Genomic DNA, 25,714 nt, shown 5'->3' on the forward strand with positions numbered 1-25,714 from the left:
ATACACACATCTACTATTTAAAAAGGAGTAAGTACGTCAAAAACAGAATGGTATTTACTAAAAGGAGTGAGTTTGATGGATATGTATTCGTGGCTAACTGCTCTTCTCGTTGGTGGAATCACCGGTTTTGTTGCCCACCTTATCAATCATCAAGGAAAATTATTGCTTCCACGCCGCCTAAAGACATTTTTCCATCTTGGCTTTTTAGCTGATATCATCACTGGTAGCCTCGCTGCCCTACTCGGCCTTGTTTTATTTGATGCGACAACAATAAAAGAGATCATTAAAGTTGCAATCGTTACTGCTATTTCTGGTCAAACATTTTTACTCCATCAAGCGCTTGGAGGAGAACAAGCAAAGAATACACAAATGAATAAAGCAAATGAAAAAATACAAGAAATTGACAAATTATTAAGGCGTTAATATGTACTACAATTTGCAATTTACTGATATAATGAAAAATAAAAATGCTGAATGAAAGCGTCTGTCAGAAGAGAGGGTGTTTCGTATGGCAAACAAAAAAACAGAAGATTTCTTAACAGACTCTGAAAAAGAGGAGCTGATAGAAAACTACAAATGTTTACGAGAAGCCCGCACAAAGCGAGAAGCAAACTATTTTGGCGAAGCAGTAAACGATTTGTTAGATAAAGCTAAACAACGTATTATTAAAGAAGCTGGTATTAAAGATGAAAATGCTGCAACAATTCAAGCTAAACGAAAAGCACTGTTTTAGTATATACATGAAACAGTGCTTTATTTTTAATGTTTACATAATATATTTTATGTTTTGCACATTCATTATGAAACTATTTTCTGTTTTGTTTCAGATTCTATATTTTGTATAATTCCTGCTCGTTTAAACATGAATAAAGAAAAAATATACATGCTAGCTGTAAACATTCCGATAGCAAAAAAATTGTGAAATATTACATATAAAAAACCCGCTAAAGCTGCTCCAATCATTTGTCCAATATACATTGATGAATTAGTAAGTGCTGCAATAGTACCTCTTGCTGATTGTGATAGTGTTTGTAATGCACTCATCATAATAGCAAACAATATACCTGTTATAAAAAATATAATAAAGAAGAATACCTCTATAAATAACACATATTTTAAGTGAGGCAATATCAAATACAAAGCAACAAGCACAGTAATCCCCCCATAAAACGAGCAGGTCTTACCAAACTTATTGACAAGTTTAACCCCAAACAAATTACCTATTAAATTCCCAAATCCTAATATAAGCATGGCTATTCCGATTTCATTTAATTTTAATTGAAACTGATCTGATAACCATTTTCCCAAAAATGAAAAAGCTGCAAAGTTTCCCGTTTGAAATAAGAAATAAGCAAAAAATGATGGTACTGTTTTTGATATTTGTAATAACTCGTTATAACGACTAAAAATTGTTTGTTTTTCAAATTCTTGTTGCAGCGGTCGTAAATGAGGCAGTGTAAAATATATGAGTATTCCCAGTATAGCGGAACAAATTCCAATTACAAAAAACGGCGTAGAATAATGGACAGATGCAAGGTAAGCTCCGATAGGTAATCCCAACATTTGTGACAGAGATAACCCAGCTGTAACAATTCCTATACATTTCATTATATGCTGAGGTGATACAAGAAGCGGAATAGACGCCCATACTTGCGGTGATACAAACGCTGCGCTAACACCAGCTAAAAAACGAAAGGTGATCATCCACCAAAAAGTAGGAGCTATACCACATAAAAATGTACTAATTGAAAAAAACATCATTCCCCCTACTATAACCCGTTTTCTATCTATGCCATCAGAAATAGGACCCGCAATTAACACCAATAGAGCATATCCTAATGCGTATGCACTTACCATCCAACCTGATATTTCTGTAGAGACATTATATAATTCTTGCAGTGTAGGTAAGAGAGGTGAAATTAAAAATGTATCTGTTCCTATCATAAACATGATTAAAAAAAATAAAAATATCGTTTTCCTCACTATAATCACCCTTTCTACTTATTCATAAAAGCAACACATGCAGTTTTTATCTTATTCCCCTACTAAAATAGATTGAATTGTTCGCAAATCACTCTTAAGTAAAGTAAAATCATTTATTTTCACATTTTCCCTTACTTGCTCTACGTGTTTGCCTCCTGGAATGACAACATCAATCCCATCTTGTGCAAGCAACCAAGCTAACGCTAAATTCGGCATATTCGTACTTCTTTCAGTTGCAAATTTCTTTAATTTTTCTACTTTCTCATAATTCTTCTTAAATACGTCCTCTTCAAATAAAGAAATACCTCTTCTCCAATCCCCCTGGCTCAATTGCAAATCTTTTGGATACTTACCACTTAAAATTCCAAAAGCAAGAGGGCCATATGGAATAAATGAAATATTTTGTTCCATACAATACGGAATTAATTCTTTTTCCGCAGTCCGCTCTAACATGTTATATGGTGATTGCAAAACAGCTATATCCCCATGCTGATTCGCTTCTTTTAACTGCTTAATATTGACATTTGAAATGCCAATCGCTCGAATCTTTCCTTCTTCTTTTAAACGTACTAGTTCTCCAACTGACTCTGAAAATGGAGTTGTTGGATCTGAAAAGTGCAAATAATATAAATCTATATAATCTGTTTGTAACCGTTGTAAACTATTTTCTACCGCTAATCTTATGTAATTAGGTTTATTATTTATACGAGTATTAGCTCCTAATAACTTTTGAATCCCCCCTTTCGTAGCAAGTACAATATCATTTCGTTTGTTTCGTATCACCTCCCCTAACAACTCTTCTGAACGTCCAAATCCGTATACATCTGCTGTATCAAAAAAAGTAACTCCTTGATATAAAGCTTCTTCTATCATTTTCGTTCCTTCTGCCTCATCAATATTTGAGAATAAGTTATAGCCACCAACCGCATTTGTTCCAAAACCAATTTTTGAAACTTCCAACTCCGCCTTCTGTAAAGTTACTAATTTCATTTTTCTTTCCCCTTTATATTTCTATTGTTCGAATATATTCGAACAATAGAAATATATTATGATAAATGTTATAATGCAAATAGAATACATCTTCTCAAACAATACAAGGCTCTTACCAATTGGACTTATCATACTTAATTTTTAATATTGTGGTGTGGAATTTTCTATCCGCAAATTGAAAATAAAATACGTTATGAAAAGCAGGTGAAAAAATGCGTACTCTATATCATCCAAATCGTGAGGAAATCCGACTCTCCTCTGTGTTATATGCACTTAGTGATCAAATTCGATTAAAGATTGTAAATGACTTACTAACAAGCGGTGAACAGTCTTGCGGTGCTTTAAACATTCCTATCGCAAAATCTACACTCTCGCATCACTTTAAAGTATTGCGAGAGTCTGGTGTTATGTATACGAGAATCGAAGGAACACAGCGTTTTATCTCTATTAGGACAGAAGACTTAAACAAGAGATTCCCAAGATTATTAGATGTTATTTTACAAGCAACAGAACCATATTAATAACCATATAAATCTATTTTAATTTTTCGACATATAAGCCGCTGCTATGCAGAATAACGCATGACCGCTACTTGCTTTCTCCTTATGTTTTAAACTTTGTATGTGGCAAAAAAGGCCCTGACCGTTTCAGCCATAGCCAGATGTTCTCACCCACCTAAAAAAAGGAGCTTTTATGTTGTTTTTTACTTGTATATAAAAAGAGCATCTTCATTAAGATGCTCTTTTTCGTTATTAATATGAAAATGTAATTGTTAACAATGAATATCCATTTTGCGCCTGGTAAGGAGCTACTTGATATGACACTCGTTTTGTCCCTTTTGGCCAGGCAACTTCATTCAGTACTTTTTTAGCATCATTCATCGTATTATTGACTGGTTGATGATAACGTAATTCTACCTTTTCCTGTTTCGTTTTGAATTTTTGCTGTAGTTTTTGTTTTAATTGGCTATAATTTTCAGCTCCAAATTCTGCTGCTAAATAAACAAGGTTTGTATCTTTTAAGATTTGTTTATATATAAGTGCTTTCTTATTTCCTGCCTTAATTTTATTTGTTAACTCATTATAATAACTTGTATTGGCAGCTGGATATTTACTACGGTCCCACTGATGATCTTTACTCATTTGTTCATCGGACATGTTAAAATAAGAATATGTAACACGTCCTTGTTTATCCGGAATTGGATCATCGAATGTCGTATCGAGGTGATACCATTTCCCATCAATATTTACTAAATTCCACGCATGAGACTGCCCATTTCCAGTTCCTGTTACAATATGAGATTGAATTCCCGCTTCTTTTAATAACTGATAAGTTAATAGTGCATATCCTTGACAAACTGCCGAATGTTTCGCTAATGCGTCATATGCAGTATAAGAACGCAGTGATGTGTCATATGAAACATTTTTCACTACATAGTCATGAATCGCTTTTACTTTTTCATTTTGATCCATTCCGGCTTTAACTATTGAATTTACAATTGATTTTGCTTGTTTCATCACATACTGTGATTGTTCTTTCGTTTCTCGGTATGTAATATTCAAAGTAAATGAATAATTCCCTGGTACACCACGAATCGAAAATTTCGTACCACTTACATTATATTTTAAATATTCATTCTTTTCTAACGTTTGATTATAAGCTTGCACCAGTGTATTCAAAACTTCTTTTATGTTTGCATTCTTTGTCTTATAACCAATTGTAATATTAGTTTCATGATTATTTAAACGCTGTTGTAGCTCTTTTTGAAATGCTGCAATCAGTTTCGCATCGCTTACAGAACTAGTATCAGTTACTTGTTTTGTAGCAGCATATGATACTGAAGGCATATGAAGAGTGCCACTTATAATAGACGAACAAATTACAATAGTTGATAAACATTTTACAGATTTCTTCATTTCACCACATCCTCTTAATCTAAAATAATTATAAAACACATTTATTATATATAAATTTGAGTTTTATTAAAAAAGGAAATACACTTTTTATATTTTAACGCATTTTTGAAAGAAATCCACATAAAAATAAGGTTAGACAACCAGAAACTGTTGATATCACCTAAAAATCTATGTGCTTATTAGTAATTCAAACATTATTAAACTATTTATTCGAGTTTATATTAAACCTGTATGATCTAATCAACTCAATACAATTAGAAAAGCAATTTCTGTTCACACGTGAAACTGCTTCTTCTTCAACTTATAAACTTTGTAAAATACAACAAACATTTTCAAAACGGCGTTGCTTTATATCTTCGTTTGCAATACAGAAATATAACATTCCCATATCTCCCCACATCATGTTCAAATGTTGCTCATCAGAATCTACTTGAAATAACAATGTCATCTCCCTATGATGCACATTCATAAATTCCTGCGCTTCTTCAAATACTTCTGTTTGAACGGAAAATGGTGTACCAAAAATTTGATGATTGTCATAGTGATCCGGTATTAATTCCTCTAATAGTTGTAAGAAACGGTCTGAATCGTCTTCGTTTTCAATAAATAACTCAGGAAGTTTTTGCACCTTTTCAAATGTAATTCTACACTGAGAATATTGCTCTTTCATTTGATGCGTTTTTTGTAATTCCTCTATTGTTCCTTCATAATATAAAACACGCCAGCCTTCTTTTACGTTCGAATTTCCATACACTTCATAAAAACCTTCCTGCTTTTCATCAGCAAAATAAAAGAAATATAACATTCCCTTTTCAGGCAAATCATTTTTTATACCTACAGCTTGAATTTCAGCTAAATTAAACTGAGCAACAAAGTGAAGAGGGTTTCCTTTATAAGTAGGGTATGCTAACTCTGCTGGTAAATCAGGTGATCCCCCCATTTTTGAACACCCTATCGGTAATATCGCTTCTTGTGATGGCACTACTTTTATACATTCAAACGCCGCCATTAACAATTCATCCTTTATATGATTTAAGTGATACTTTTCAATTAATGATTCAATATGTTTCATCAAACAAACCCCTTCTTCTACATGATTATCTACATCATATCATGATATTTTATAAATCTTCTTTCATTTTCCCATCTATCTCTACTGCCCATTAAAAAAAAGGGCTTGTTCATTATAATCGAAAAACCTTTCTAAGACATAATATACAGTGTTCCTACAAACATGCAAACTTATCATCCTTTGTAAGACATCTTCATACTTTCCACTTTGTTTACCCAAATTTTTATATTAAGGAGGAAATAAATATGGGTTATGGATATGGTTACGGTTGTGGAGGATTTGGCGGTTGTGGATTTGGCGGTTTTGCTTTATTAATCGTTTTATTTATCCTTCTGATCATCATTGGAGCTAGCTGTTGGGGCGGCTTTGTCTGCTAAGTAACCTTTAACAACTATTATAAAAAAGCACGCGTTTATCGTGCTTTTTTATTTTCGTTTACTTTATAAATAATACATTGAAGGGAGGAACCTTTATGAAAATAGACGGTGTCTTTGAAGGAGGCGGCGTTCGAGGAATTGCACATGTTGGAGCAATTTGTACATTAGAAGAACACGGTTATGAATGGGAGCGAGTTGCTGGTACATCAGCCGGTGCTATAATAGCCGCACTGCTTGCATGCGGCTATACAGGAAAAGAATTAAAAATAATCATAAATAACGCTAATTACCCCAACTTTCTAACAAAAACATGGCTAGGGAAAATTCCTCTTATCGGAAAAGGAGTAAATGTATGGTTCAACATGGGTATATATAAAAATGACTTTATAGAACAATGGTTAGAGAATTTATTATCAAAAAAGGGCGTCTATTGTTTTAGTGACTTACCTAACCAGGGCGGTTTAAAAATTATTGCTTCAGATATTAGCAATGGTAATATGGTAATTTTCCCTGACGATTTACCACAATATGGCTTTTCAAACAAAAAATTTTCTATTGCCAAAGCAGTAAGAATGAGCAGTACGATTCCTTTCTTTTTTCAACCTGTAAAATGGAAAACTCCTAAGTGGAAGAACCCTTGCTATATGCTTGACGGAGGTATTCTCAGTAATTATCCGATATGGATTTTCGACGCACCAAACATTCCACGCTGGCCTACCTTTGGATTTCATTTTGTGAAAGACGAAATTCAAGCTGAACCTGTGCACTATGAAGAACCTATTTCTATGTTTAAAGGGCTATTTAAAACAATGATGCAAGCCCACGATTTACGCTATCTCAATACAGAAACAAGGGCACGCACAATTAAAATCCCTACTGGGAACATTACGAGTACCAACTTCAATTTAAGTGATGAAGAAAAAGAATGGCTTTATCATTCTGGTTATCAAGCAGCTGAAAAATTTCTAAGCTCTTGGAATTTTAATCAATATATACACCGATACCGTCGTGATTCTTCTGATTCAAATAACCAAAACCAACCGTAAAATTGTTAATTCATCCTCTTCCATTTAAAACTTACTTATTCACTTTCAGCCTTTTTTCTTACACAAAAAGTAACTGCTTTTGTCTTTAATAAAACAGGCTGTTCATCCCTAACAATCTGATACTCTAGTGGCTTTACTACTACATGTAATTCTTCCCACCCTCTATATATCTTTTGTAGCATACAAAGCATTTCTTCTGTTGAAAGATTTACTTCAAATAAAGGGTCCAATCTTACATGCGTGTTCATATCAATTTCTTCCACACTAGAATTTATTACAATATAATTAGCTCCTTTATCTTTCGTCCCAATTTTCATATTATGCAATATTTCTTCCAACGCAGTTTTGGAGGATACATGCTCTAAACTAGATACCGCGACAATATAATCGTATTCATTCACCGTTATTGGATAATCTTCTATCGCACTTTCTACTGTTTGAATCCGATCTGCAACATGAAAATCACCACTATATTGCTGCAATTGGTGCAATGCAAAAGAAAGCAAATCTACACATACCACTTTCCCTGCTTTCATTCTTTGCGCAATCGGTATGCTGTTTCTGCCGACCCCACATCCTAAATCCAGTGCAGTAACACTTTGTCGGTCTTGAAATAAATTCATCATCTCAATTACATCCGAAACTGGCTTATATAGCCATGACCCTTCTTCAAATAACTTATGATTAGCATAACACTGCTCGTGATATTCTTTTTCCTTCTGTCTTATATGTTGAATTCGGTTCATTTTTCTCCTCCTTCGGCATTTATTCTTCTATGGATATATAATATCTCCATCAAAATTCAATTTCTCTTCATACAAAAAAATTTATTCATAGTTTCTAATTCATTTTCACTGAAGAAAACAAATATCCAAGCCTACTAAGCAATATCATGGCATTGGGTTTATCATCCAAGCTAACATAAATGAGAAAAAGATAAATATAAACATAAACGCATATAAACTAAACGCCCATATCGCACGTTTCCGACTCTTTTGTTTTGTAATCATTCCTGTTACTGAAAACACTAATCCAACTAGTATCATCACATAGGCATATTCTCCTATAAATACATCCTCTAGCATCATAGTAATATTTATATACAATAAAGTGATTAACGCTAGCAACAAGGAAAATGTTCCTAACCACGTTTCTTGTTTATATATGCCTGTTTTTCGTTTTCTTAAGAATGCCAATTCCATAATCTTGTTTCACCCACTTTCCACTTTCTCACATATTCATTTTCTAATATTTTTTCAATTTCTTCCTTCGGTCCAGTAACTACCGCTCCATACGATTTAATTCCATTCTTTTCAATATAAGCAATGCGCTTTGGTAATTCTAGCGTTTTCGCTCGTGCAATTTCCCCTGCTAACTTCTCATGTTTCTGTAATGATTTCAAAATAGTAACAAACTGTTTTTCATGAGGTACTTCATTCGAAAAAGGGCCCTCAAGATTTGCAATGCTGTCTGCTGGAAAACCAATTGGAGTAACGTAATATCCATCATGCTTTCCTCGTTCTTTTTCTAACCCTGTATCTACCGCATACCAGACAACATCTACATTTTTAAAAGTTTCATTAACCGTTTTAATACTAAGTAACTCACGAAAAGACACATACACTTCTACAACAGATTCTTTCGGTAGGCCTTGTAATACCTCTCGTTCGTTTCCACTGTTATACGATGTATAATAATTATCTGGATGAAACAGCACTTCATTATCTTCATACTGCACTTCTGGAATTGGTTCATCGATTGAATAATTTCGATTTACTTTTGTTGGCACACTAAATAGAAAATGTATATTTTCTGTTCCGATACGAACATCTTTCTTTCCCACTCTTTTAGATAGATCAAACTGTAATTGCAAGCTAAATGGCAACAATTTTTGTTTCATGTATCTTTCCTTCATATAAACATTTGGCTCAGTAATACTTAACGTTTGTTTTGTTACTTCACGAATTTCTGAAGCATTTGTTGAACTAAAATTATAGTAAATCATCGTTGCAATATACAAAATCGGTTGGATACATAATAAGAACGTAAGAACTAAGCATATATTTGTAAATCTTGCTCGACTTCTTCCTTTTTTCAACGCTTGGTCTTGTTTTTCCTCTGCAAGAGGTGTTACCGTTTGCTGAAGTGCTTCATTTAAGAATTCTTTATATCCTTCTTGCTCAGAAGGCGGTCTATCTTTTGTCATTGTGACTATTCTCCCCCTCTATTAATTTCTGAAGTTTTTTTCTCCCTCGAAACACATGGCTTCTATATGTATTTAACTTTATATCAAGTACAGAAGCTCCCTCTTCATACGTTAACTGATGCACATCACATAACAAAATGCACTGTGCTTCCATAATTGGTAGTGTATGAATAAATCCAATAAGCTTTTCATAACTATTTTTCGCCACAACATATTCCTCAGTCGAATCACTTGCCTGTAATGTCTCTAATAAGCTTTCCCCTACACAAGATACCCTTTTCTCTTTCCTTATATAGTCGACAAAAGTATGATACGCCACTTTAAACAACCAAGACTTTACGTTTTGATTTTCGTAATCTTCTAGATACAAATAAGCTCGGTAAAATGTTTCTTGGACAAGATCTTCTGCCACATGATGACTACGAGAAAGAGAATACAAATAGCGGTATACATCATTTATATACAGCTTATATATTTTCTCAATCGCCAATTCCATCCCCCTTTCACATATAACACGTTCTTACACTTTAAAAAGTTGCAGAAAATACAAAAAATTATATACGTAACCTTCCAAATAATAACTATCTATTATACTATCAAAAAATATGTACATAGAGGCAAGGACGCTTTCGTTAATAAGGATTGTACGGACAATTGTTCCCTTCTCCTTTCAACATAGGAGTCTTACTACACACAAATATAAAAATGGTAGCCATAATAGCTACCATCCCTTTACGGATATTGCAATCCCTCTGCTTCTTCCTCCGTAATAACAATATAACGCGCTCCCGTTCTTAACCCTAACAGTTCTGCTTTTTCAATCGCTTCTTGCTTTGTTTCTGCATAAGCAGCTAAATATTTTGTTCCATTTATCACTTGGCAAATGACATAGCGTCTCATTTTCATTCTCCTTTTATTGTTTTATTTCTTGTATAATTCGAGCAAGCTTTTCAATTCCTTTTTCAATATCGTGTAGTGATGCATAAGAGTATGAAATTCGCAAATGTTGCTCAGCGTGCCGATCATACAAATTGCCTGGATTCAGTAAAATGCCTTCTTGTAATGCTTTATAAAATAGTTTTTGCATAGAAAATCTCAAATTTATATGTAACCAGATGTAAAAACCGCCTTCTGGTATATTCCATGTTGCAATATGCGCAAAATGTTTTTCCAATGCATGTAATGCAATATCTCTACGCATTTGTAACTGTCGCCGGGTACAATCTAAATGTTCTTCGTACAATCCACTTAAAAACCACTCAGCAACAACTCGTTGTGACAAAGAACTTGATCCATAATCTGTTTGCATTTTAATATCTGCTAATCGATTAATAACGGCCTCTGGTCCTACAATCCAGCCAATTCTCAATCCTGGACTAATTGTCTTAGACATACTTCCAATGTAAAGTACACTCCCACTTCTATCATATGCCTTTAATGGCTTTGAAGATGGAGATCCGAACCACAAATCTTGATACACTCCATCTTCTACTATAGGTAGACCAATTTCATTACAAGTTTCTACAACCCCCTTTCTTCTCTCATGATTCATCAAAGTCCCAGTTGGATTATGAAAAGAAGGAATCGTATAAAGCAGTGAGCTATCAAATTGCTTTGTATATTTTGAGATAAGTGTTGGTTGTATTCCATCTTGATCCATCGGAATACCAATTAAACGCATCCCTGCTGACTGAAAAATATTAAGTGAATATAAGTAAGAAGGTTTTTCTACTAGAATTGTTGCTCCTTTTTGTAATAGCCCCATAGAAATTAACTGCAAAGCCTGTATACCGCCAGAAACAACTAAAATAGCTGATGTTGACGCCTGTATCCCTAATGTTTGTAAATACTTTGCTAGCTGCTCGCGTAGTAAAATATCCCCTTTTGGTTCTTCATACCCTAAAGGTAAACTCTGCTTCGAAAGTATATTCATAATATATTTTGTTTTCTCTTGCGGCAAAAGTTCTGACGAAAGTTCACCTGTTCCTAATCGAATGATATTGGGATCAAACTCTGCTCGGTTAATTTCTCGAATTGTAGGTAAATTAGGATAATGCATTCCAGTATCAACATATGAACTCCAATTCAGAGGTGCCGAAGAAGTTAATAGCCCCCATGTGTTATTTATTACTCTCGTTCCTTGTCTTCCTTTTCCTTCAATTAATCCTTGAGCAGCTAATTCATCTAATGCAGTAACAATTGTACTTCTGTTCACTTTAAAGGCATCTGCTAACGTTCGTTGAGACGGTAATTTCGTACCGATTGTCCACTCTCCATTTGCAATTTTCTCTTTTATATAGTCTTCAATTTGCTTATATAAAGGAATTGGAGACAAAGTATTAGGTTTCCAATCAAGCTGTTCCATAATATCACTCCAATTTTATTTCTACAATTACAGTATATACTTTGGTTGGGTCATCATCCATCCATATGGATGGATACAATTGATATTTCACTTTATATACTAGACACCAATAAGTAATTATTGCACCAAAAAACGCTTTTAAATAGGAGGTGAAAAAATGAGTGAAGCATTTCTTCACGGCATCATTCTTGCATTTGGACTTATTATACCTTTAGGTGTACAAAATGTGTTTGTTTTTAATCAAGGTGCCAGTCAATCTACATTATTTAAAGCTGCTCCAGTTGTTATCACGGCGGCAATCTGTGACACTATTTTAATTTTAGTTGCTGTACAAGGCGTATCTCTTGTACTATTAACATTTTCTTGGTTAACAACTGCACTCTACACAATTGGATTTTTCTTTCTTCTTTACATGGGATGGGCAATATGGAAAAGTGAACCTACCTCATCCCAAAATGAAGAACAAACAATTTCAATAAAAAAACAAATTGTCTTTGCAGCTTCTGTCTCTTTATTAAATCCACATGCTATTTTAGATACGATTGGAGTGATTGGAACAAATTCCATTCAATATATAGGAACTGAAAAATGGGCATTTACCTTCGCAACAATTTTCGTTTCTTGGCTATGGTTTATCGGATTAGCGATTGCTGGACGGATACTGGGGAAAGTTGATGCATCCGGAAAACGAATACAACTATTAAATAAAATTTCTGGTGTGATTATTTGGACCGTTGCGTTTTATATGTTGGTGAAACTATTCACTTAGTTACATTCGATTATTTAAAATATCCTGATATAAAGTGAAACTTTAATCAGTGGGGGTTTTCTTCATCCCCCACTGATTATCAGCCCTCACCAATCGGGCTTTTACGGGCAGTTTATCTCCCGCCTAACTTCTTAAGAAAAGCGGAAGCGGCTCGTTCAGAATCGCAGGACGCCCACGCCCCTGACAGAGAGGTACTTTTTGCCTCGTCCGAGGGGGCGAAACGACCGGAGATTCTAGCCGCTAGAGCTGGACAATGCTTTCGCTGAATTTTGAGGTGGGAGTATTACTGCCCACAAATAGCGGGATAAATGCAGATAAGTTAGAAAACCGATATAAAACCTCTTTCTTTTTTATAGGAGTATACGAGAGCATCTAGCCATACATAGGAGCGGTCATGGCCTTTTCCTACCACATGCGAGGTGTTCAAACAAAGGGAGCAAGCAAATGCAGATCATGATGTTTTCTGTATAGCAGCGGCATATTAAAATAATTTTTAAATAGCTAAGAGACAATCTTTGTAATTTAAACAGTTTCTCTTAGCTATTCTTTCAAGTTAATTTTTTCCAACAACTTTCTTTAACAATGTGACCATTTCTTTAAAAACAAATATGCCTAACTTTTTTCACAGGCGGAGTTTGATAACTTCCGTTTAAAATACGAAAATTCGGTTGATAGTAACGCATAACTAAATTGAAATTCCCTTTTGGAACTGGTAACCAATTTGATTCTTTCCCCTTTGGCATTTCATGTTGCATATAAATATCTAAAGAACCATTTTCATTATAAGTTAATCCTTTTGTCCGATCTCCGATTGCATAACGGTGGAGAATATTTTTAATTAAATAAAAATCCACATTATATACGGTTACTGACCAAAACGCATCCACTTCTGGAAGATTGTCTTTTTCAAAATGTAAAATATATTTCTGTTTCCCGGTTAATTCTTCTCCCATATCATCTATAAATGATCTTTGATAAATGGACTCTTCCTTTACATTCGCCCCAAGACCCGAATAAGCAACAACAGCTCTTACTAAAAAATCTGCACCATATACACCAATTTTATTTGAGTATAGCCAGCCATTTCTTGCTTTTACAAATTGATTACTAGATTTAATAATATTCGCTGCGTCCTTTATCGCACGGTTCACTCCTTTTAAAATATCTAAATTTATGTTTTGAAATGTAGTTGATTCAAAAGGATTAATTCTAATATATTTAAAAGTCTGAAACAACATTTGCTCTTCCAGTGGAGGAGGATTCTTTCGTATCTCTCTATTTAGTATTTCAATAAATTCAATAGCTGATAAATCTTCTATCGCAGTTGTAGATAATATGTTGTCTTTATGTTCTTTTACTATAGGACTATTTCCACTTAAAGTTGTAAAAATAAACTGTTTCTGCAGCTCTCGAACTCTAGAAATGTCTTCATCACCTCTCACTAATATACGCCCTAAAGCCCATACAGTGTTTGTTGGAGCTGTAATTCTTATTATTTCAGAAGGTAATGTTCCTTTCCAATAAGGACCAACTATAGCGAAACGTCCTTTTGCTGTACCTGTTTTTCTTCTTCCTATATTCGCGAATGTGTTCGTCCAAGCATCTAATAACTGCACTGTATAATACCGATCATGCGTATTCGGAACGTGTAATATTACAGGTTGCCCTGAAACATCTAACCAAGCGTACATATACAAAGTATCTACATTAGGAGACACGATGAATTTTTCAGCTGGATTCGCTAATTCTTCTTTGTATACAAATTGATTGAGTACTAATCCATTTTCTATGGGGGCGGTGAGTTGTCTCGTTCTATTTACTACTAACAAGGGATATCCATAAATATAAGCTTGCAGCCCGATACTATAAGCTAAATTTTCGATTGAGGACATGGTCCCCCTCCTCATTTTTTACAAATATGTCCTCCTAAACGAGTTTGCTTTGCACCCTTTCTATCCTTCTCATTCTATACCTACAAAAATATATTGCTTGCGATGCAAAAATAATCATGTCAAAGCTGGTTTTTCTAAAAAGCATTTATAACCGAATAGTAAATAAGAAAAGGCTGGCAAAAAGCCAACCTTTTCTTATTTATTAGATTCTGATTTCCCAGAAATTCCAAGATGATCATTCAATTGTTTCGATATTCCTTTTACATTTTGCTCGTCTGGTTGATAATAATAAATACCTTTAATACGTTTGTCTGTTCCTTGTACTTGTATCTTTTCTAATTTTAAGTCTGTTCCTGCCATATTTTTTGTAATTGCTAGCATATCATTGAATGTTAAGTTTGTTTTCAAGTTTTGATCCACTGCATCTAATAATGAACTAAGCTTTGTAATGGAATTAACTGATACTGCTTTTTTGATAATTGTTTCAATTACAAGTTGTTGTCTTTGACCACGCATTGCATCGCTATCGATTTTCCGTGTTCTAGCTAGCGCAAGCGATTGTTCTCCATTTAAATGTTGGTACCCTTTTTCAAGATGGATGGCACCAGCTTGGTCTTTACTATTTTGTTCTGTAAAAGTAACCGGCACATCCAAATCAATTCCACCAAGTGAATCTACTATTTTGATGAACGATTCAAAATTAAATTTCACATAATAATCAACAGGTACATTTAAAAAACGTTCCACCGTTTCGCGCGTACTTTCCACTCCACCAAATACGTGCGCATGTGTAATTTTATCTACTTTCTTTCGAGACGGTATATATACGCGCGAATCACGAGGAATGCTCACTAATTTTACCGATTTATCATTTTTATTAATCGTTGCCAATAATAACGCATCCGTACGAACCGCTTCACCATATTGGCTTTTTCTTTTCTCACTTTCATCAACACCCATTATTAAAATAGAAATATTATCTTTTACAGGCGCCACCTCTGTATCACGTTTATCAGATTTATTTATTTCTGCATAAGAATTACTTACAACCGCTTTTGCTTTACTATATATAAAGAAACTGTAACCTATTCCTCCTGTGACGAGAAACAGCACAGAAATTATCAAAAGCCATAAAAAAACTCTTTTTTTAGAGCGTTTTTTTTTCAATTCACTTCTACTTGTTGCTTCCATGTCTGCTTTCATTTCACTTCTCCTTTCAGAACATCTTCTTTTAGTTTAATTGAAATGTAACATTTTTTGTATCGAATTATATTTCAGCAACCTTACGTTTTTGTAAGGTTTTATCATTTGCCATTCATAATTTTTTGCTATCCAAACAAAAAAGATCTAGCCTTCAATCATTTGAAGGCTAGATCTTTTAACTTGCTTTAAAGCCACCACCTAATACATCTCGTACATCATGAATAACGACAAAGGCATTTTGATCTTTTCGGCTCACTACTTGTTTTAATTGAACGAGTTCTTGTTTATTAATAACAACATATAACACTTCCTTATTATTTCCTGTGTAACCGCCTCGTCCTTCCAGTACTGTTACACCACGTGTCATATTTTGCATAACGGCTTCTCGAATTATATCTGGATAATTTGAAATAATAGTCACTGCTGTTTTTGTATTTAACCCTTCCACAATAAAATCAATAACCTTTGCACCGATAAAGACCGCTACAAGTGTATACATAGCTTTCTCTTGCCCAATAATAAATACTGAGCCAGCAATAACAACGATATCGATAATGAGTACACCTTTTCCAACACTCCAGCCTAAATATTGATTTGCCAACCTAGCTATGATAGCTGAACCGCCTGATGTACCACCCGCACGGAACATACATCCTAAACCAATACCAACAAACACACCTGCAAATAGAGCTGCTAATAATGTATCATTATTTACCGGAGTTGCCACACCTTCTGTAATATATAAAAAGAAAGATGTAGATATAATCCCAAGAATTGTATACACCATCGTTTTCTTATCAAAAAATTTGTAACCAATTGCAAGTAAAACAGCATTCATTATTAAGTTTACAGTACCAGGAGACCAGTCAAATAAATAGTAAGTAATTACCGTAAGACCGATAATTCCTCCTTCTGATAATCGGTTTGGAATTGCAAAATAGTTAATTCCAATCGCGAATAATAACGATCCAACTACAACAAGTATAATTTCTTTCATACGTTCATTCATTACGTTTTCCTCCCGTCTATTCTTAGGTGTTTCTTTTCTTCTAATCTCTATACACCTTAGGAAACTAAATTGTCTCTCTCCAGTTCTCTGCATGTTTCTCAATCATTTCTATTAGTTTCTTCATCGCTGGAGTTAACCATTTATTTTTATGATATGCCAGTTCAGTTGTCACAAAATCCTCACTGTACTTCCATGGCAGCGCGATTAACTTTCCACGCTCAATCTCTTCCTTAACTGTAATAAACGGTAAATACGATAACCCTAACCCGCACATTACAGTTTGTTTAATTGCCTCTATACTCCAAAAATGAATACGCGAACAGTTAACCCCTTCTTCTTTTATCCATTTTTCTAGTAAGTCTCGATAACTTCCTGGCTCAGTAAGCAATAACATTTCTCCTTCTAAATCAGAAGGAGTAACATCTTTTTGCTTCGTTAACGGATGCCCCGGCGGAGCAACAAGCACAATCGCTTCTCTAACAAGTGAATGAGTGACAATATCTACACCTAGTTTTTCTGGATTTGTAAATAAAGCAAAATCAAATTTCCCTGACTTTAATTCATTATGCAACTCCTGGCTCTCTGATGGTTGTAAAATGATATGGACATGCGGATACTTCTTTTTAAATTCATATAAAATAACAGGTAATCGATATATCATTAAAGACTCATTTGCCCCAATACGTATCGTTCCCGATGGTTTGCCGTTTAATTGAGATGATTCTAGTGCCTCATTTGATAATGCCAATATTTTTTGTGCGTAAGAAAGCATATGCTTTCCTACTTCAGTTAAAACGACCTTTTTTCCGAGGCGATCAAACAACGGGCTTCCAATTTCTTCTTCCAAAGATTGAATATGATTAGTGATTGTTGATTGTGTATACCCGAGTCTTTCTCCAGCCCGTGTAAATCCACCGCTCTCCGCTACAATAATAAAAGTTTTCAAATGGCGTAGCTCCATAATAATGCCTCCTGTTGTACAATCATTATTTCATCTTCAATAGCATAAATTACGGTTTATGTATGTATAAAGATTACAAGATTTTTGTATCATCAACTTATTGTTATAACTACATATCCATCATAATGAAAAATGGTATTAGAAAATATATAAAGTAAAACCTTTTCTCAAACACCTATGAAGCTAACTATTCTCATAGAAATAGTTAGCTTCATAGGTAAACTTTATACATTCTTAATCTTTCACATCTAAATTAAAAACGAAAGATATTAAATAATAATCCTATACACTCACCTAATCGCTATTATATATTTATATTGGAAATAAATAAAATGAATTATTTTAATTAAAACCATTAATAAAAATGATGGATGGATTAATCAAAAAACATGTAATTATATTCACACACTTCTCTTCACTATCATTTTATAAAATGATAGCTATAGTGAATAACCACTTCTTCATGTTCTCTCCATCAGCAATTACTAAATCGAAGTATATTTTAGTTTCCAATATATCTAACATTAAGTTTCCTTTACAAACCACACAACCATCTGCTATTATTACCTGGTACTTAAAACTAGTTATACCCAATCTATTAAACATCAAAAAAACTTAACTTATATAAATTTATATTCATCATCTATTTCAATTTTCCAAGCATAATCGGTGCCTTAGCTTACTAGTAATAACAACATTTTAGTAGAACATATTTTTTCTACAATAGAATTGAAAGGGGCATACTTTTGCAAACAAAAAAAGATTTTGAGAAAAAAACTATTATATTCATTCATGGATTAGTTGGAAATCGTCGTGCATTTAAAAAGGAGTGTAAATTATTTTCCTCTTCTTATAACATCATCACGTACGATTTACTTGGTCATGGTGATGACAAAGGACAAGCCATTGATTTTTCTTTAGATCGATTAGTAGATCAATTGTCAGATTTATATGAAAAAGAAGGAATCCAACAAGCTCACATTTGTGCCCTAAGCTACGGATGCTATATTGCTACTATATTTGCACATAAGTATCCAGAAAAAGTATTGAGTCTATGTCATATTGGAGGTCATTACAATAACCCCTCTAAGTTATTTAATGTCTTTAAAAAGTTTTGGGACAAACGAAATAATGAGTACTCTTCTTGGCTTAATCAGTATGCTAGTACTATATTTCCAAGTGGCATTCTAAAAGCAAACCCATTTGCGATCGTTTCCAAAAATATTTACTATCGATTTGGATTACAATTACACAGATCTATTATTCGAGAGTCACTACGGCATCGTTTAGAATTCGATTTAAAATCCCGATTACGAGAACTCACGCAACCAATTTTATGGGTAATGGGAGAACATGATCATCTCTATAAATCTTGTTTATTTGATTTGAAATCCATTCTTCCAAATGTTTCATATAAAGAAATTCCATTAGCTGGTCATGCTGCAAATATTTTTCGCCCAAATTATTTTTACGATTTGTACTCTCAATTTTTACAACGTACATCATCATAATATATGAAAGAGAGTCGCAAACTAACGCGACTCTCTTCTCATATGTAAATTATATTTATTTACAGTCTCACTTTTCTATACTTATCTAGTCCATATTTTTAAAATTTGTATACATATAGAAATATATTAAAAAATAATGTTCTTCACATCAAAGTGAAATCAAGTGAAAAGTTATTCATTCGCTATTACTCTACTTTTTAATACTCTTCACTACAAGCGAGGTATATGCATCTTCCCCTGCTTTCGTCAAATGGACCCCATCTGGTTCAAAATATTCCTTCTTCCCAGCACTTGCTGAATTCCAATCAACTAGCGTAATATTTGAGAATTTTGACGCTGTTTCTTTTAACTTGTTATTCACCACTGATTCCCATGGACGCGGCACTCTTGTATTCACCAATATAACTTTACGCTCATTACCTATTGATTGCATTAATGATGATATTTGCTCAGTCGTAAATGCTCCGTTTGTACCCAATCCAATAATAATACACTGACCTAAAGAACCCTCTTTTTTCATTCTATTAACCGCAGCAGTCGCTTCAGACATTTGCCTTCCAATCTTCGCATCAATCTTAATATTAGGAAAAACATTTTTTAAATTGGAAGAGACATCGATCATAATTGAATCTCCAATAGCTGTAATCGATGCAGATTCTTTAGACCCCGTAGAATTCACTTCTTCTTTGCTTTGCGATGGTTTATCAGCTGGTTCTTCCCAAACTACGTTTGGATGTTTAGGCTGATCTTTTTGCTCTGTTTGTACCGACTCTACTTTGTTTTTAGAACTCTCTTTTGCTTTGCTTGCAGTCGTTAAGCCAAAACTTGCTGTCACAGTAACAAAGATCGCAAATGCTAAAACTAACTTACCAGCTAGCTCCAAATTTCTTATTCTAAAGTTGCGCCAATGAAAGTTCTTCAACGCGCCTTTGCGAATTGGATTTTCGATAAATTTCCATGAAAGTTGCGCCATAAATATAATAAGAAAAAATTGAAAAATTGCTCTTGTAAGTTGAAATTCTCCAGCACTTCCTTGAGGACTTGTCAATGTGATTATCGGATAATGCCAAAGATAAATCCCATAAGATCGAACACCAATCCAGCGTAAAGGTCTAAACCTTAAAAAGACACTAATACGGCTAGCTGGATGGGCAAGATTTGCTACTAATATTGCAGTAGCAATCGATAAAAGGAACATTCCTCCGCGGTATAAGAATGGATCGTATTGATTCGTCTTCCAAAACATACCAAGAACAACAATAAGAGCTATTCCTCCAATTATATCAAGAACAAGACGAGCCTTTGGAATAATTTTTTCAGCCAATCTACTGCTCGGCCAAATGAAAGCAAGTGCTGCACCAATCAGTAAGGCAAACGCTCTTGTATCGGTACCATAATAAACTCTACTTGGATCATCTCCTGGTACATAGATTATCGCCATCGCGACAGCTGAAGCAATCGCTCCGAGAAAAATAAATAATGTTAGACGTGATTGTTTTTTTACATAAGAAAGGCCAAAACCAATGATAAGCGGCCAAACTACATAAAACTGTTCCTCAACAGCTAACGACCAAAAATGATTTAGTGGAGAAACTGTACCGAAGCTATCAAAATATGATAATTTGTGATAAATGTACCACCAGTTACTAAAATAAAATATAGCAGCTACAGAATCTCCACGCATTTTCCAAAGTATCGAGCTATGGAAAATTGTAATCCACGCTAATGTTATAACAAGCATGACAAGCATCCCTGGAAGCAATCTCCTTGCCCGGCGCAACCAGAAATCCTTTAAGTCAATTCTCCCTTTTTCCTTCCATTCAACAGCAAGAATATCCGTAATTAAATAACCCGAAAGTACAAAAAACACAGTAACACCTAAAAATCCTCCAGGCAACCAATTAAAATTAATATGATACAAAATAACACCTAGTATGGCTAGGCCCCTTAAACTGTCTAATCCAACCATATAACGACTATTCTTCTTTACTGGTGTGGGCATTCACAGTCACCCCCATCTTTCTCTAAAAACTATGTAAGTGTTTACAAACTCCTGCCGATCACACTAAAAAAGTATAAACGAAATTCAAAATAAAAGGTTTACAAAAATAGTACATTATCATAAAGAACATACTTATCTTGTATAATAATGCACACAATACATAAAATTTTACCATATCATTCATTATAATAAAATTGTTTGTGCAAATAAAATTAGATATTTTATTACTTTTCTTTTCCGAAATTGAAGTGTAAAAAGAATGGAATATCATACTAGACTCTTTAAATTCTCTTTAACAAATAAAGCGGGTTTCCATATTAAAGAAGAAATTCCACTTGTTAGTTCTTAATTAAGAACATATAATTAACATAAAATTAAATGGGAATTATATGAAAATTAAATATATTAAAATAAAGGAGATAGCTATGATTGAACATATACACAAAGAAAAAATATCAGTTATTATTCCTATTTACAATGTAGAGGATTATCTTGAAAGATGTTTAAATACAGTGTGTGGACAATTATATAAAAACCTTGAAATTATTCTTATTGATGATGGCTCAACAGATAATTCCTTACAAATTTGCAAGGAATCCGCAAAAAGAGAGGACAGGATTAAAGTTATCCACCAAAGCAATCAGGGTGTAAGTTCGGCAAGGAATATGGGTCTTGATGTAGCAACAGGTAATTATATTGCATTTGTTGACCCTGACGATTATATTCACCTTGATATGTATGAACGTTTATATTCATTACTTAAAAAGTACAATGCAGATATGTCAGCTTGCTTTAGTAGAGGGTGCTGGGACAGTAATTACGCCGAACCTCCAAGAGATGATATTGAAATCAGCGTTTATGATAAAGTTGGTGCAATCAAGACAGTGTTTGATCCAAAATATGAAATAAATGGCGTAGGAGTTGTTGTTTCTAACAAACTGTTTAAGAAAAATCTATTTAATAATCTTCGTTTCAACACTCAGTATAGACGTGCGGAAGATGAGCAAATTATTTGTTTTTTGTTGAAAAGGGTCAATAAATACGTGATTACTGATGAAAGGTTATATTACTATTTTAATCGTCCAAACAGCATACTTCATAGCAAATCAACCGACGTTCAGAATATTAAAGAACATTTGGATATGCTGAATATATACGTCGAGAGGCTAGCATTGTTCAGAGAGGACGAGTTCGATGATATTTATAATATCTGTTTACTTAATATGATGAATTTGACTATTACATCTTTTTTTAATATGAATGACAATAAAATTAAAAAATCACTAGTCAAAAGCTATCGCGATCAGTTCAATGAATTTAGAAAAAGAATTTTCAGTGAATTAACTACAAAAGACAAAATTCGCTTTTTTACATTTAAAATCTTCCCGCAAATGTATATATTGATACTTTTTGCCTCAAGAAAAAATCAGTCAAGTAACGTTTGACATTATAAAAACTGTGATTGCTACTCTTACTCATAAATAACCAGTAAAAAAAGCGAACACATAGACAATTTGAAGCGGAGAATCAAAAAATACCACAAAATATCATTATGTCTGGCTATCTGAATAATGGACCCTTTTTCATACTTTCTACGTTTCCTATATTCCCAGAAAAAAATATTATAAAGTGAAACTTCCATCAATGGGGGGTTTTTCACCCACCACTTCTTTCGCGCTTGAGCTGGAGGTCTTCTCGCCATATATGATATAGTCCAGTCAAGTACACTTTTAATGGAACACATTTATATATTTTCAGTTCCGTTTATATTCACTTTTGTTTCATTTGTTTCACCAATAATTGTTTTACTTCGTTATAAGTTAAACCAGAGTTCTTATTTAGCTCCTTCACTTCATCAATATCAGTACCAACAACAGTGTACTTTTTCTTTTTGTTCATATTGCACATCCTTTTTCACAAAATTAACACATGCTATGTTTTTTAAAATACAATTGAATTTTTTATGAATAGTTGTAAATGAAACATTGTTTTTTCGTATTTATTCCCTACAGTTAGAACTCTTATCCATTTACCACATTTCTAATTTCTATCTCGATTTAAAGAAGGTGTTACATAAAAAAAATTCTTTACTAACAAATAGCATAATCAGCACATTTATGAATTAGTAAAGAATTTTTTTCTTCATTGGAAAGTTCCTTAAGTAGGGTAAGAACCCAGTGCCTTTCCTTATTTCTAATCATCCACATCAATTACGGCATAGTTTTGCGACTCAATTGATTAGCAACGGAGCACTTCTTGAAGTAATCCGTTGTTAATCATAAAAAGAGTGAAACCACAAAAATATATGCGCAGCTAAGTGGATTGTTAGAATAAAAAATAGCTAAATAATATAGAATCTAAAAATATACTACTTAACTAGTGTATATTTTTATAGATTTATCAATATAGTTGACTAAAGAAGTCTAAAGCTACTGAAAAGTACCCCACTGTGACAAGGAATGACAGTATTAAAAATACATTTCTTTTTGTTTTATAAAAAGTATTCTTATCCATTTTATAGTTTAACTCAAATGAGAAAAATAATAAAAGAACAATGTTTGTTACAAAACTCACATACATAGGTGTTACTTGAGATAACCCGTACATAAAGCTTAAAATCAATGTAACTGTTACTTGAATAATAATACCTTTAAATAATAAGTATCTTACTGCATTTAAAAGACCTATATCCTCTATCTTAATGTCTTTCTTTATCATCTTCTTAATTATAGCTATTAATAAGTCTTTCTTAATAAAGTAAAGAACGACCATTAGAAAAATAGCTAGTTATAATGCAATTATTATATAGTTCATCAGTGAAGCATAAGAAGTCATATCGTTATCAATAAGTCTCCCCCTAAATACTTTTAATAAGCTTTATTTCCTCAATAAAGAATAATACTAAGTGCATAGCGTTTATTACAAACCATAGCATGAAATTTGAGTTCTTTACAGTCTTCAACTGATTTGACTTTGTATCAGACAATTCTATCTTTAAAGACGTTAATATAATAGTGTTAGACATAAAACCTAACAATATAAATCCGAATAAAGGTAAGTTTGTTATAGCTCCTATTACCATAATTCCTATGTATACTATAGTTAACTTCTTAATATACTGTTTATCTTCTTTTAACTTCTCTATATCTTTACTTTTAAACCGGTCTCTTACTATTCTTCCAAAGACAATACTTTGAAATACTAGTACAATTATACTTACAAAGATAAGAAACAAAGTCTCAACATGATTTTCAATTAAGTTCGCTATACCGTTCATTTCGTCTGTACCCCTTTTATTTATGTAATATTGACTTTAGTACTTGAAAGTAAAAGTATGCTCTTCTGAAATAAGTCCACCGCTATACAGAAAGAACAATAGGTTTCGAAAAGACTTCGCCCAAACTGACTTCTTAAATTTAGGTGTACCTTTAAACTTAAACCTGTGAATAGTAAGAAGTAATATTTAACCGCAAAATAGATGAGTGAGATGCTGATAAATAATACGTTTACTATATAAACAGTTAAACTTTATTTAAAAGCCACCTTTGTGTTTATTTACGTCTTTCTGCTGTTATTGTATTCCCTTTACCATCTATCATTTTCAAAGAACCTGCTCTGAAAAACTCAACATTATAGTCTCTACCGCATTCATTTGTTTCTCTTCTAGCTTTTTACCGTCTTTAACAAACTCTTTAGGGATGAATGTAATTTGCTTTTGTCTGCACTGTAGAACCATGTTCCTGTCATATGGTTGTCTTCATACGATGTTTTACCTGTATCATCATATGCGGTATATGTACCATCTTCTTTGAATTCTAAACCTACATAGAACTTAGAACCTTTATAACTACCCCATTCTCCTAACAATTCATTACCGTTTTTTGATATTTGTACCGTTTCATTATCAAAAACAGAGGTTTCAAAACAATATTCTTTTGAATTGACTCATTAAATTCCCCCCTTATAATTATAAAAAAAGGACATACCTAAGCATATAATTGCTAGAAAGGTATATCTTTTTTCATATTTTCGGTTAAATTTGGTTATCTGAATATTATTTTATGGTAAAAAAAGTAATGCGTCAAAATAATTATAAGAATATTATAGAAAAAAGGCATAAATCATCGATTGCTCGACAATTTATGCTCTGGTGCAAAGATAAAATAATAAAGAATATAGCGTATATATTTCTAGCAGAATTGTATTTTATGCTGTTAGCTCAAACAATTGATGGCTGAATTCTTTCTGATTTTGAACAGACTGATCTTGTAAATCAATCTGTTCTTTTTTAATCATATGCATGACTTCCGCACCACTCAATATAGCGATTACTGTTTAAAATGATTTGGACCCCATATCAGCCCTTCTTCATTCCAAAATTAATACAGAACTTTTTTATTTATTGACAACTT

At 33.2% G+C, this 25,714-nt stretch carries 25 protein-coding genes and 3 pseudogenes; 9 read left to right on the plus strand and 19 right to left on the minus strand.

Translation table 11 applies throughout. The annotated features are described in order from the left end of the window. The first annotated feature begins 75 nt into the window (after window positions 1–75). Together BM211_RS13530 and BM211_RS13535 are read left to right on the plus strand one after the other, a co-directional pair. The gene (locus BM211_RS13530; RefSeq protein WP_035438188.1) at window positions 76–423 is read left to right on the plus strand and encodes a DUF4257 domain-containing protein; all 348 of its coding nucleotides are present in this window, start codon (window positions 76–78) and stop codon (window positions 421–423) included. A gap of 85 nt (window positions 424–508) precedes the next feature. Continuing rightward, on the plus strand, window positions 509–733 hold the full coding sequence (locus BM211_RS13535) for a hypothetical protein (RefSeq protein ID WP_035438190.1): 225 nt from the start codon (window positions 509–511) through the stop codon (window positions 731–733). A gap of 65 nt (window positions 734–798) precedes the next feature. Here BM211_RS13535 and BM211_RS13540 read toward each other — a convergent pair whose 3' ends face one another. After that, window positions 799–1,983 (minus strand): MFS transporter, encoded by a 1,185-nt coding sequence (locus tag BM211_RS13540; protein WP_035438192.1) that lies wholly within the window; start codon window positions 1,981–1,983, stop codon window positions 799–801. A gap of 51 nt (window positions 1,984–2,034) precedes the next feature. Beyond that, complete coding sequence (locus BM211_RS13545) at window positions 2,035–2,973, minus strand: aldo/keto reductase (protein WP_090997971.1); 939 nt, start codon at window positions 2,971–2,973, stop codon at window positions 2,035–2,037. 212 nt (window positions 2,974–3,185) lie between these two features. On the opposite strand from BM211_RS13545, the gene BM211_RS13550 reads away from it, so the two are divergent. Next, window positions 3,186–3,494, plus strand: coding sequence for an ArsR/SmtB family transcription factor (locus BM211_RS13550; protein ID WP_035438196.1), 309 nt, complete (start codon window positions 3,186–3,188; stop codon window positions 3,492–3,494). A 231-nt stretch (window positions 3,495–3,725) separates the two neighbouring features. Here BM211_RS13550 and BM211_RS13555 read toward each other — a convergent pair whose 3' ends face one another. Both BM211_RS13555 and BM211_RS13560 read right to left on the minus strand, forming a co-directional pair. After that, entirely contained in the window at window positions 3,726–4,889 is a 1,164-nt protein-coding gene (locus tag BM211_RS13555) for a transglutaminase domain-containing protein (protein WP_090997974.1), read from the minus strand. Between the two features lie 301 nt (window positions 4,890–5,190). Then, complete coding sequence (locus BM211_RS13560) at window positions 5,191–5,964, minus strand: YwqG family protein (RefSeq protein ID WP_090997977.1); 774 nt, start codon at window positions 5,962–5,964, stop codon at window positions 5,191–5,193. 242 nt (window positions 5,965–6,206) lie between these two features. Between BM211_RS13560 and BM211_RS13565 the strand changes: the two genes are divergently transcribed. Next, window positions 6,207–6,338, plus strand: a complete 132-nt coding sequence (locus tag BM211_RS13565) for a YjcZ family sporulation protein (RefSeq protein WP_035438201.1) — start codon at window positions 6,207–6,209, stop codon at window positions 6,336–6,338. A gap of 95 nt (window positions 6,339–6,433) precedes the next feature. After that, window positions 6,434–7,384 (plus strand): patatin-like phospholipase family protein, encoded by a 951-nt coding sequence (locus BM211_RS13570; protein WP_035438203.1) that lies wholly within the window; start codon window positions 6,434–6,436, stop codon window positions 7,382–7,384. 35 nt (window positions 7,385–7,419) lie between these two features. On the opposite strand, the gene BM211_RS13575 is transcribed toward BM211_RS13570, so the two are convergent. From BM211_RS13575 to BM211_RS13600, 6 genes are all read right to left on the minus strand, one after another. Then, the gene (locus BM211_RS13575; protein ID WP_090997979.1) at window positions 7,420–8,130 is read right to left on the minus strand and encodes a class I SAM-dependent methyltransferase; all 711 of its coding nucleotides are present in this window, start codon (window positions 8,128–8,130) and stop codon (window positions 7,420–7,422) included. Between the two features lie 144 nt (window positions 8,131–8,274). After that, window positions 8,275–8,586 (minus strand): hypothetical protein, encoded by a 312-nt coding sequence (locus tag BM211_RS13580; RefSeq protein WP_090997982.1) that lies wholly within the window; start codon window positions 8,584–8,586, stop codon window positions 8,275–8,277. Further along, window positions 8,568–9,590 (minus strand): anti-sigma factor, encoded by a 1,023-nt coding sequence (locus BM211_RS13585; RefSeq protein ID WP_035438209.1) that lies wholly within the window; start codon window positions 9,588–9,590, stop codon window positions 8,568–8,570. Before BM211_RS13585 ends, BM211_RS13580 begins: the two co-directional genes overlap by 19 nt. After that, the gene (locus BM211_RS13590; protein ID WP_035438210.1) at window positions 9,577–10,080 is read right to left on the minus strand and encodes a sigma-70 family RNA polymerase sigma factor; all 504 of its coding nucleotides are present in this window, start codon (window positions 10,078–10,080) and stop codon (window positions 9,577–9,579) included. Before BM211_RS13590 ends, BM211_RS13585 begins: the two co-directional genes overlap by 14 nt. A gap of 242 nt (window positions 10,081–10,322) precedes the next feature. After that, window positions 10,323–10,490: a DUF3933 family protein gene (locus BM211_RS13595; RefSeq protein WP_081905001.1), complete on the minus strand. Its 168-nt coding sequence runs from the start codon at window positions 10,488–10,490 to the stop codon at window positions 10,323–10,325. Window positions 10,491–10,503: 13 nt separating this feature from the next. Then, window positions 10,504–11,955 carry an aminotransferase-like domain-containing protein gene (locus BM211_RS13600; protein ID WP_090997985.1) on the minus strand — a complete coding sequence of 484 codons (1,452 nt, stop codon included), beginning with the start codon at window positions 11,953–11,955 and terminating at the stop codon, window positions 10,504–10,506. Between the two features lie 157 nt (window positions 11,956–12,112). Between BM211_RS13600 and BM211_RS13605 the strand changes: the two genes are divergently transcribed. Beyond that, a complete protein-coding gene (locus BM211_RS13605) occupies window positions 12,113–12,724 on the plus strand; it encodes a LysE/ArgO family amino acid transporter (protein WP_090997987.1) in 612 nt (203 codons plus the stop codon). Window positions 12,725–13,320: 596 nt separating this feature from the next. Here BM211_RS13605 and BM211_RS13610 read toward each other — a convergent pair. The 4 genes from BM211_RS13610 to BM211_RS13625 form a co-directional block, all read right to left on the minus strand. Next, window positions 13,321–14,616 (minus strand): DUF1254 domain-containing protein, encoded by a 1,296-nt coding sequence (locus BM211_RS13610; protein ID WP_177206939.1) that lies wholly within the window; start codon window positions 14,614–14,616, stop codon window positions 13,321–13,323. 195 nt (window positions 14,617–14,811) lie between these two features. Then, complete coding sequence (locus BM211_RS13615) at window positions 14,812–15,819, minus strand: LCP family protein (RefSeq protein ID WP_090997993.1); 1,008 nt, start codon at window positions 15,817–15,819, stop codon at window positions 14,812–14,814. Window positions 15,820–15,994: 175 nt separating this feature from the next. After that, a complete protein-coding gene (locus BM211_RS13620; protein WP_035434257.1) occupies window positions 15,995–16,828 on the minus strand; it encodes a YitT family protein in 834 nt (277 codons plus the stop codon). A 64-nt stretch (window positions 16,829–16,892) separates the two neighbouring features. Next, window positions 16,893–17,789, minus strand: coding sequence for a LysR family transcriptional regulator (locus BM211_RS13625; RefSeq protein WP_035434255.1), 897 nt, complete (start codon window positions 17,787–17,789; stop codon window positions 16,893–16,895). Window positions 17,790–18,535: 746 nt separating this feature from the next. On the opposite strand from BM211_RS13625, the gene BM211_RS13630 reads away from it, so the two are divergent. Continuing rightward, a complete protein-coding gene (locus BM211_RS13630) occupies window positions 18,536–19,300 on the plus strand; it encodes an alpha/beta fold hydrolase (protein ID WP_035434254.1) in 765 nt (254 codons plus the stop codon). A 190-nt stretch (window positions 19,301–19,490) separates the two neighbouring features. Here the strand turns inward: BM211_RS13630 and BM211_RS13635 are convergent, their stop codons facing one another. Further along, window positions 19,491–21,302 carry an acyltransferase family protein gene (locus BM211_RS13635; RefSeq protein ID WP_035434252.1) on the minus strand — a complete coding sequence of 604 codons (1,812 nt, stop codon included), beginning with the start codon at window positions 21,300–21,302 and terminating at the stop codon, window positions 19,491–19,493. Between the two features lie 425 nt (window positions 21,303–21,727). Between BM211_RS13635 and BM211_RS13640 the strand changes: the two genes are divergently transcribed. Next, window positions 21,728–22,747, plus strand: coding sequence for a glycosyltransferase (locus BM211_RS13640; RefSeq protein WP_051957332.1), 1,020 nt, complete (start codon window positions 21,728–21,730; stop codon window positions 22,745–22,747). Between the two features lie 325 nt (window positions 22,748–23,072). On the opposite strand, the gene BM211_RS27135 is transcribed toward BM211_RS13640, so the two are convergent. After that, complete coding sequence (locus BM211_RS27135) at window positions 23,073–23,201, minus strand: hypothetical protein (protein WP_035434250.1); 129 nt, start codon at window positions 23,199–23,201, stop codon at window positions 23,073–23,075. A 299-nt stretch (window positions 23,202–23,500) separates the two neighbouring features. On the opposite strand from BM211_RS27135, the pseudogene BM211_RS27415 reads away from it, so the two are divergent. Then, a pseudogene (locus BM211_RS27415) lies at window positions 23,501–23,636 on the plus strand (tyrosine-type recombinase/integrase); the annotation flags it as partial. Window positions 23,637–24,159: 523 nt separating this feature from the next. Here BM211_RS27415 and BM211_RS13660 read toward each other — a convergent pair. From BM211_RS13660 to BM211_RS26005, 3 genes and pseudogenes are all read right to left on the minus strand, one after another. Further along, window positions 24,160–24,579 carry a hypothetical protein gene (locus BM211_RS13660; RefSeq protein WP_035434246.1) on the minus strand — a complete coding sequence of 140 codons (420 nt, stop codon included), beginning with the start codon at window positions 24,577–24,579 and terminating at the stop codon, window positions 24,160–24,162. 274 nt (window positions 24,580–24,853) lie between these two features. After that, window positions 24,854–25,220 (minus strand): annotated as a pseudogene (locus BM211_RS27140) (DUF3994 domain-containing protein); the annotation flags it as partial. 288 nt (window positions 25,221–25,508) lie between these two features. Beyond that, a pseudogene (locus BM211_RS26005) lies at window positions 25,509–25,667 on the minus strand (IS6 family transposase); the annotation flags it as partial. Window positions 25,668–25,714: the final 47 nt, after the last annotated feature.

This window comes from Bacillus sp. 491mf, from assembly GCF_900112415.1.
In the GTDB taxonomy this organism is placed as follows: Bacteria; Bacillota; Bacilli; order Bacillales; family Bacillaceae_G; genus Bacillus_A.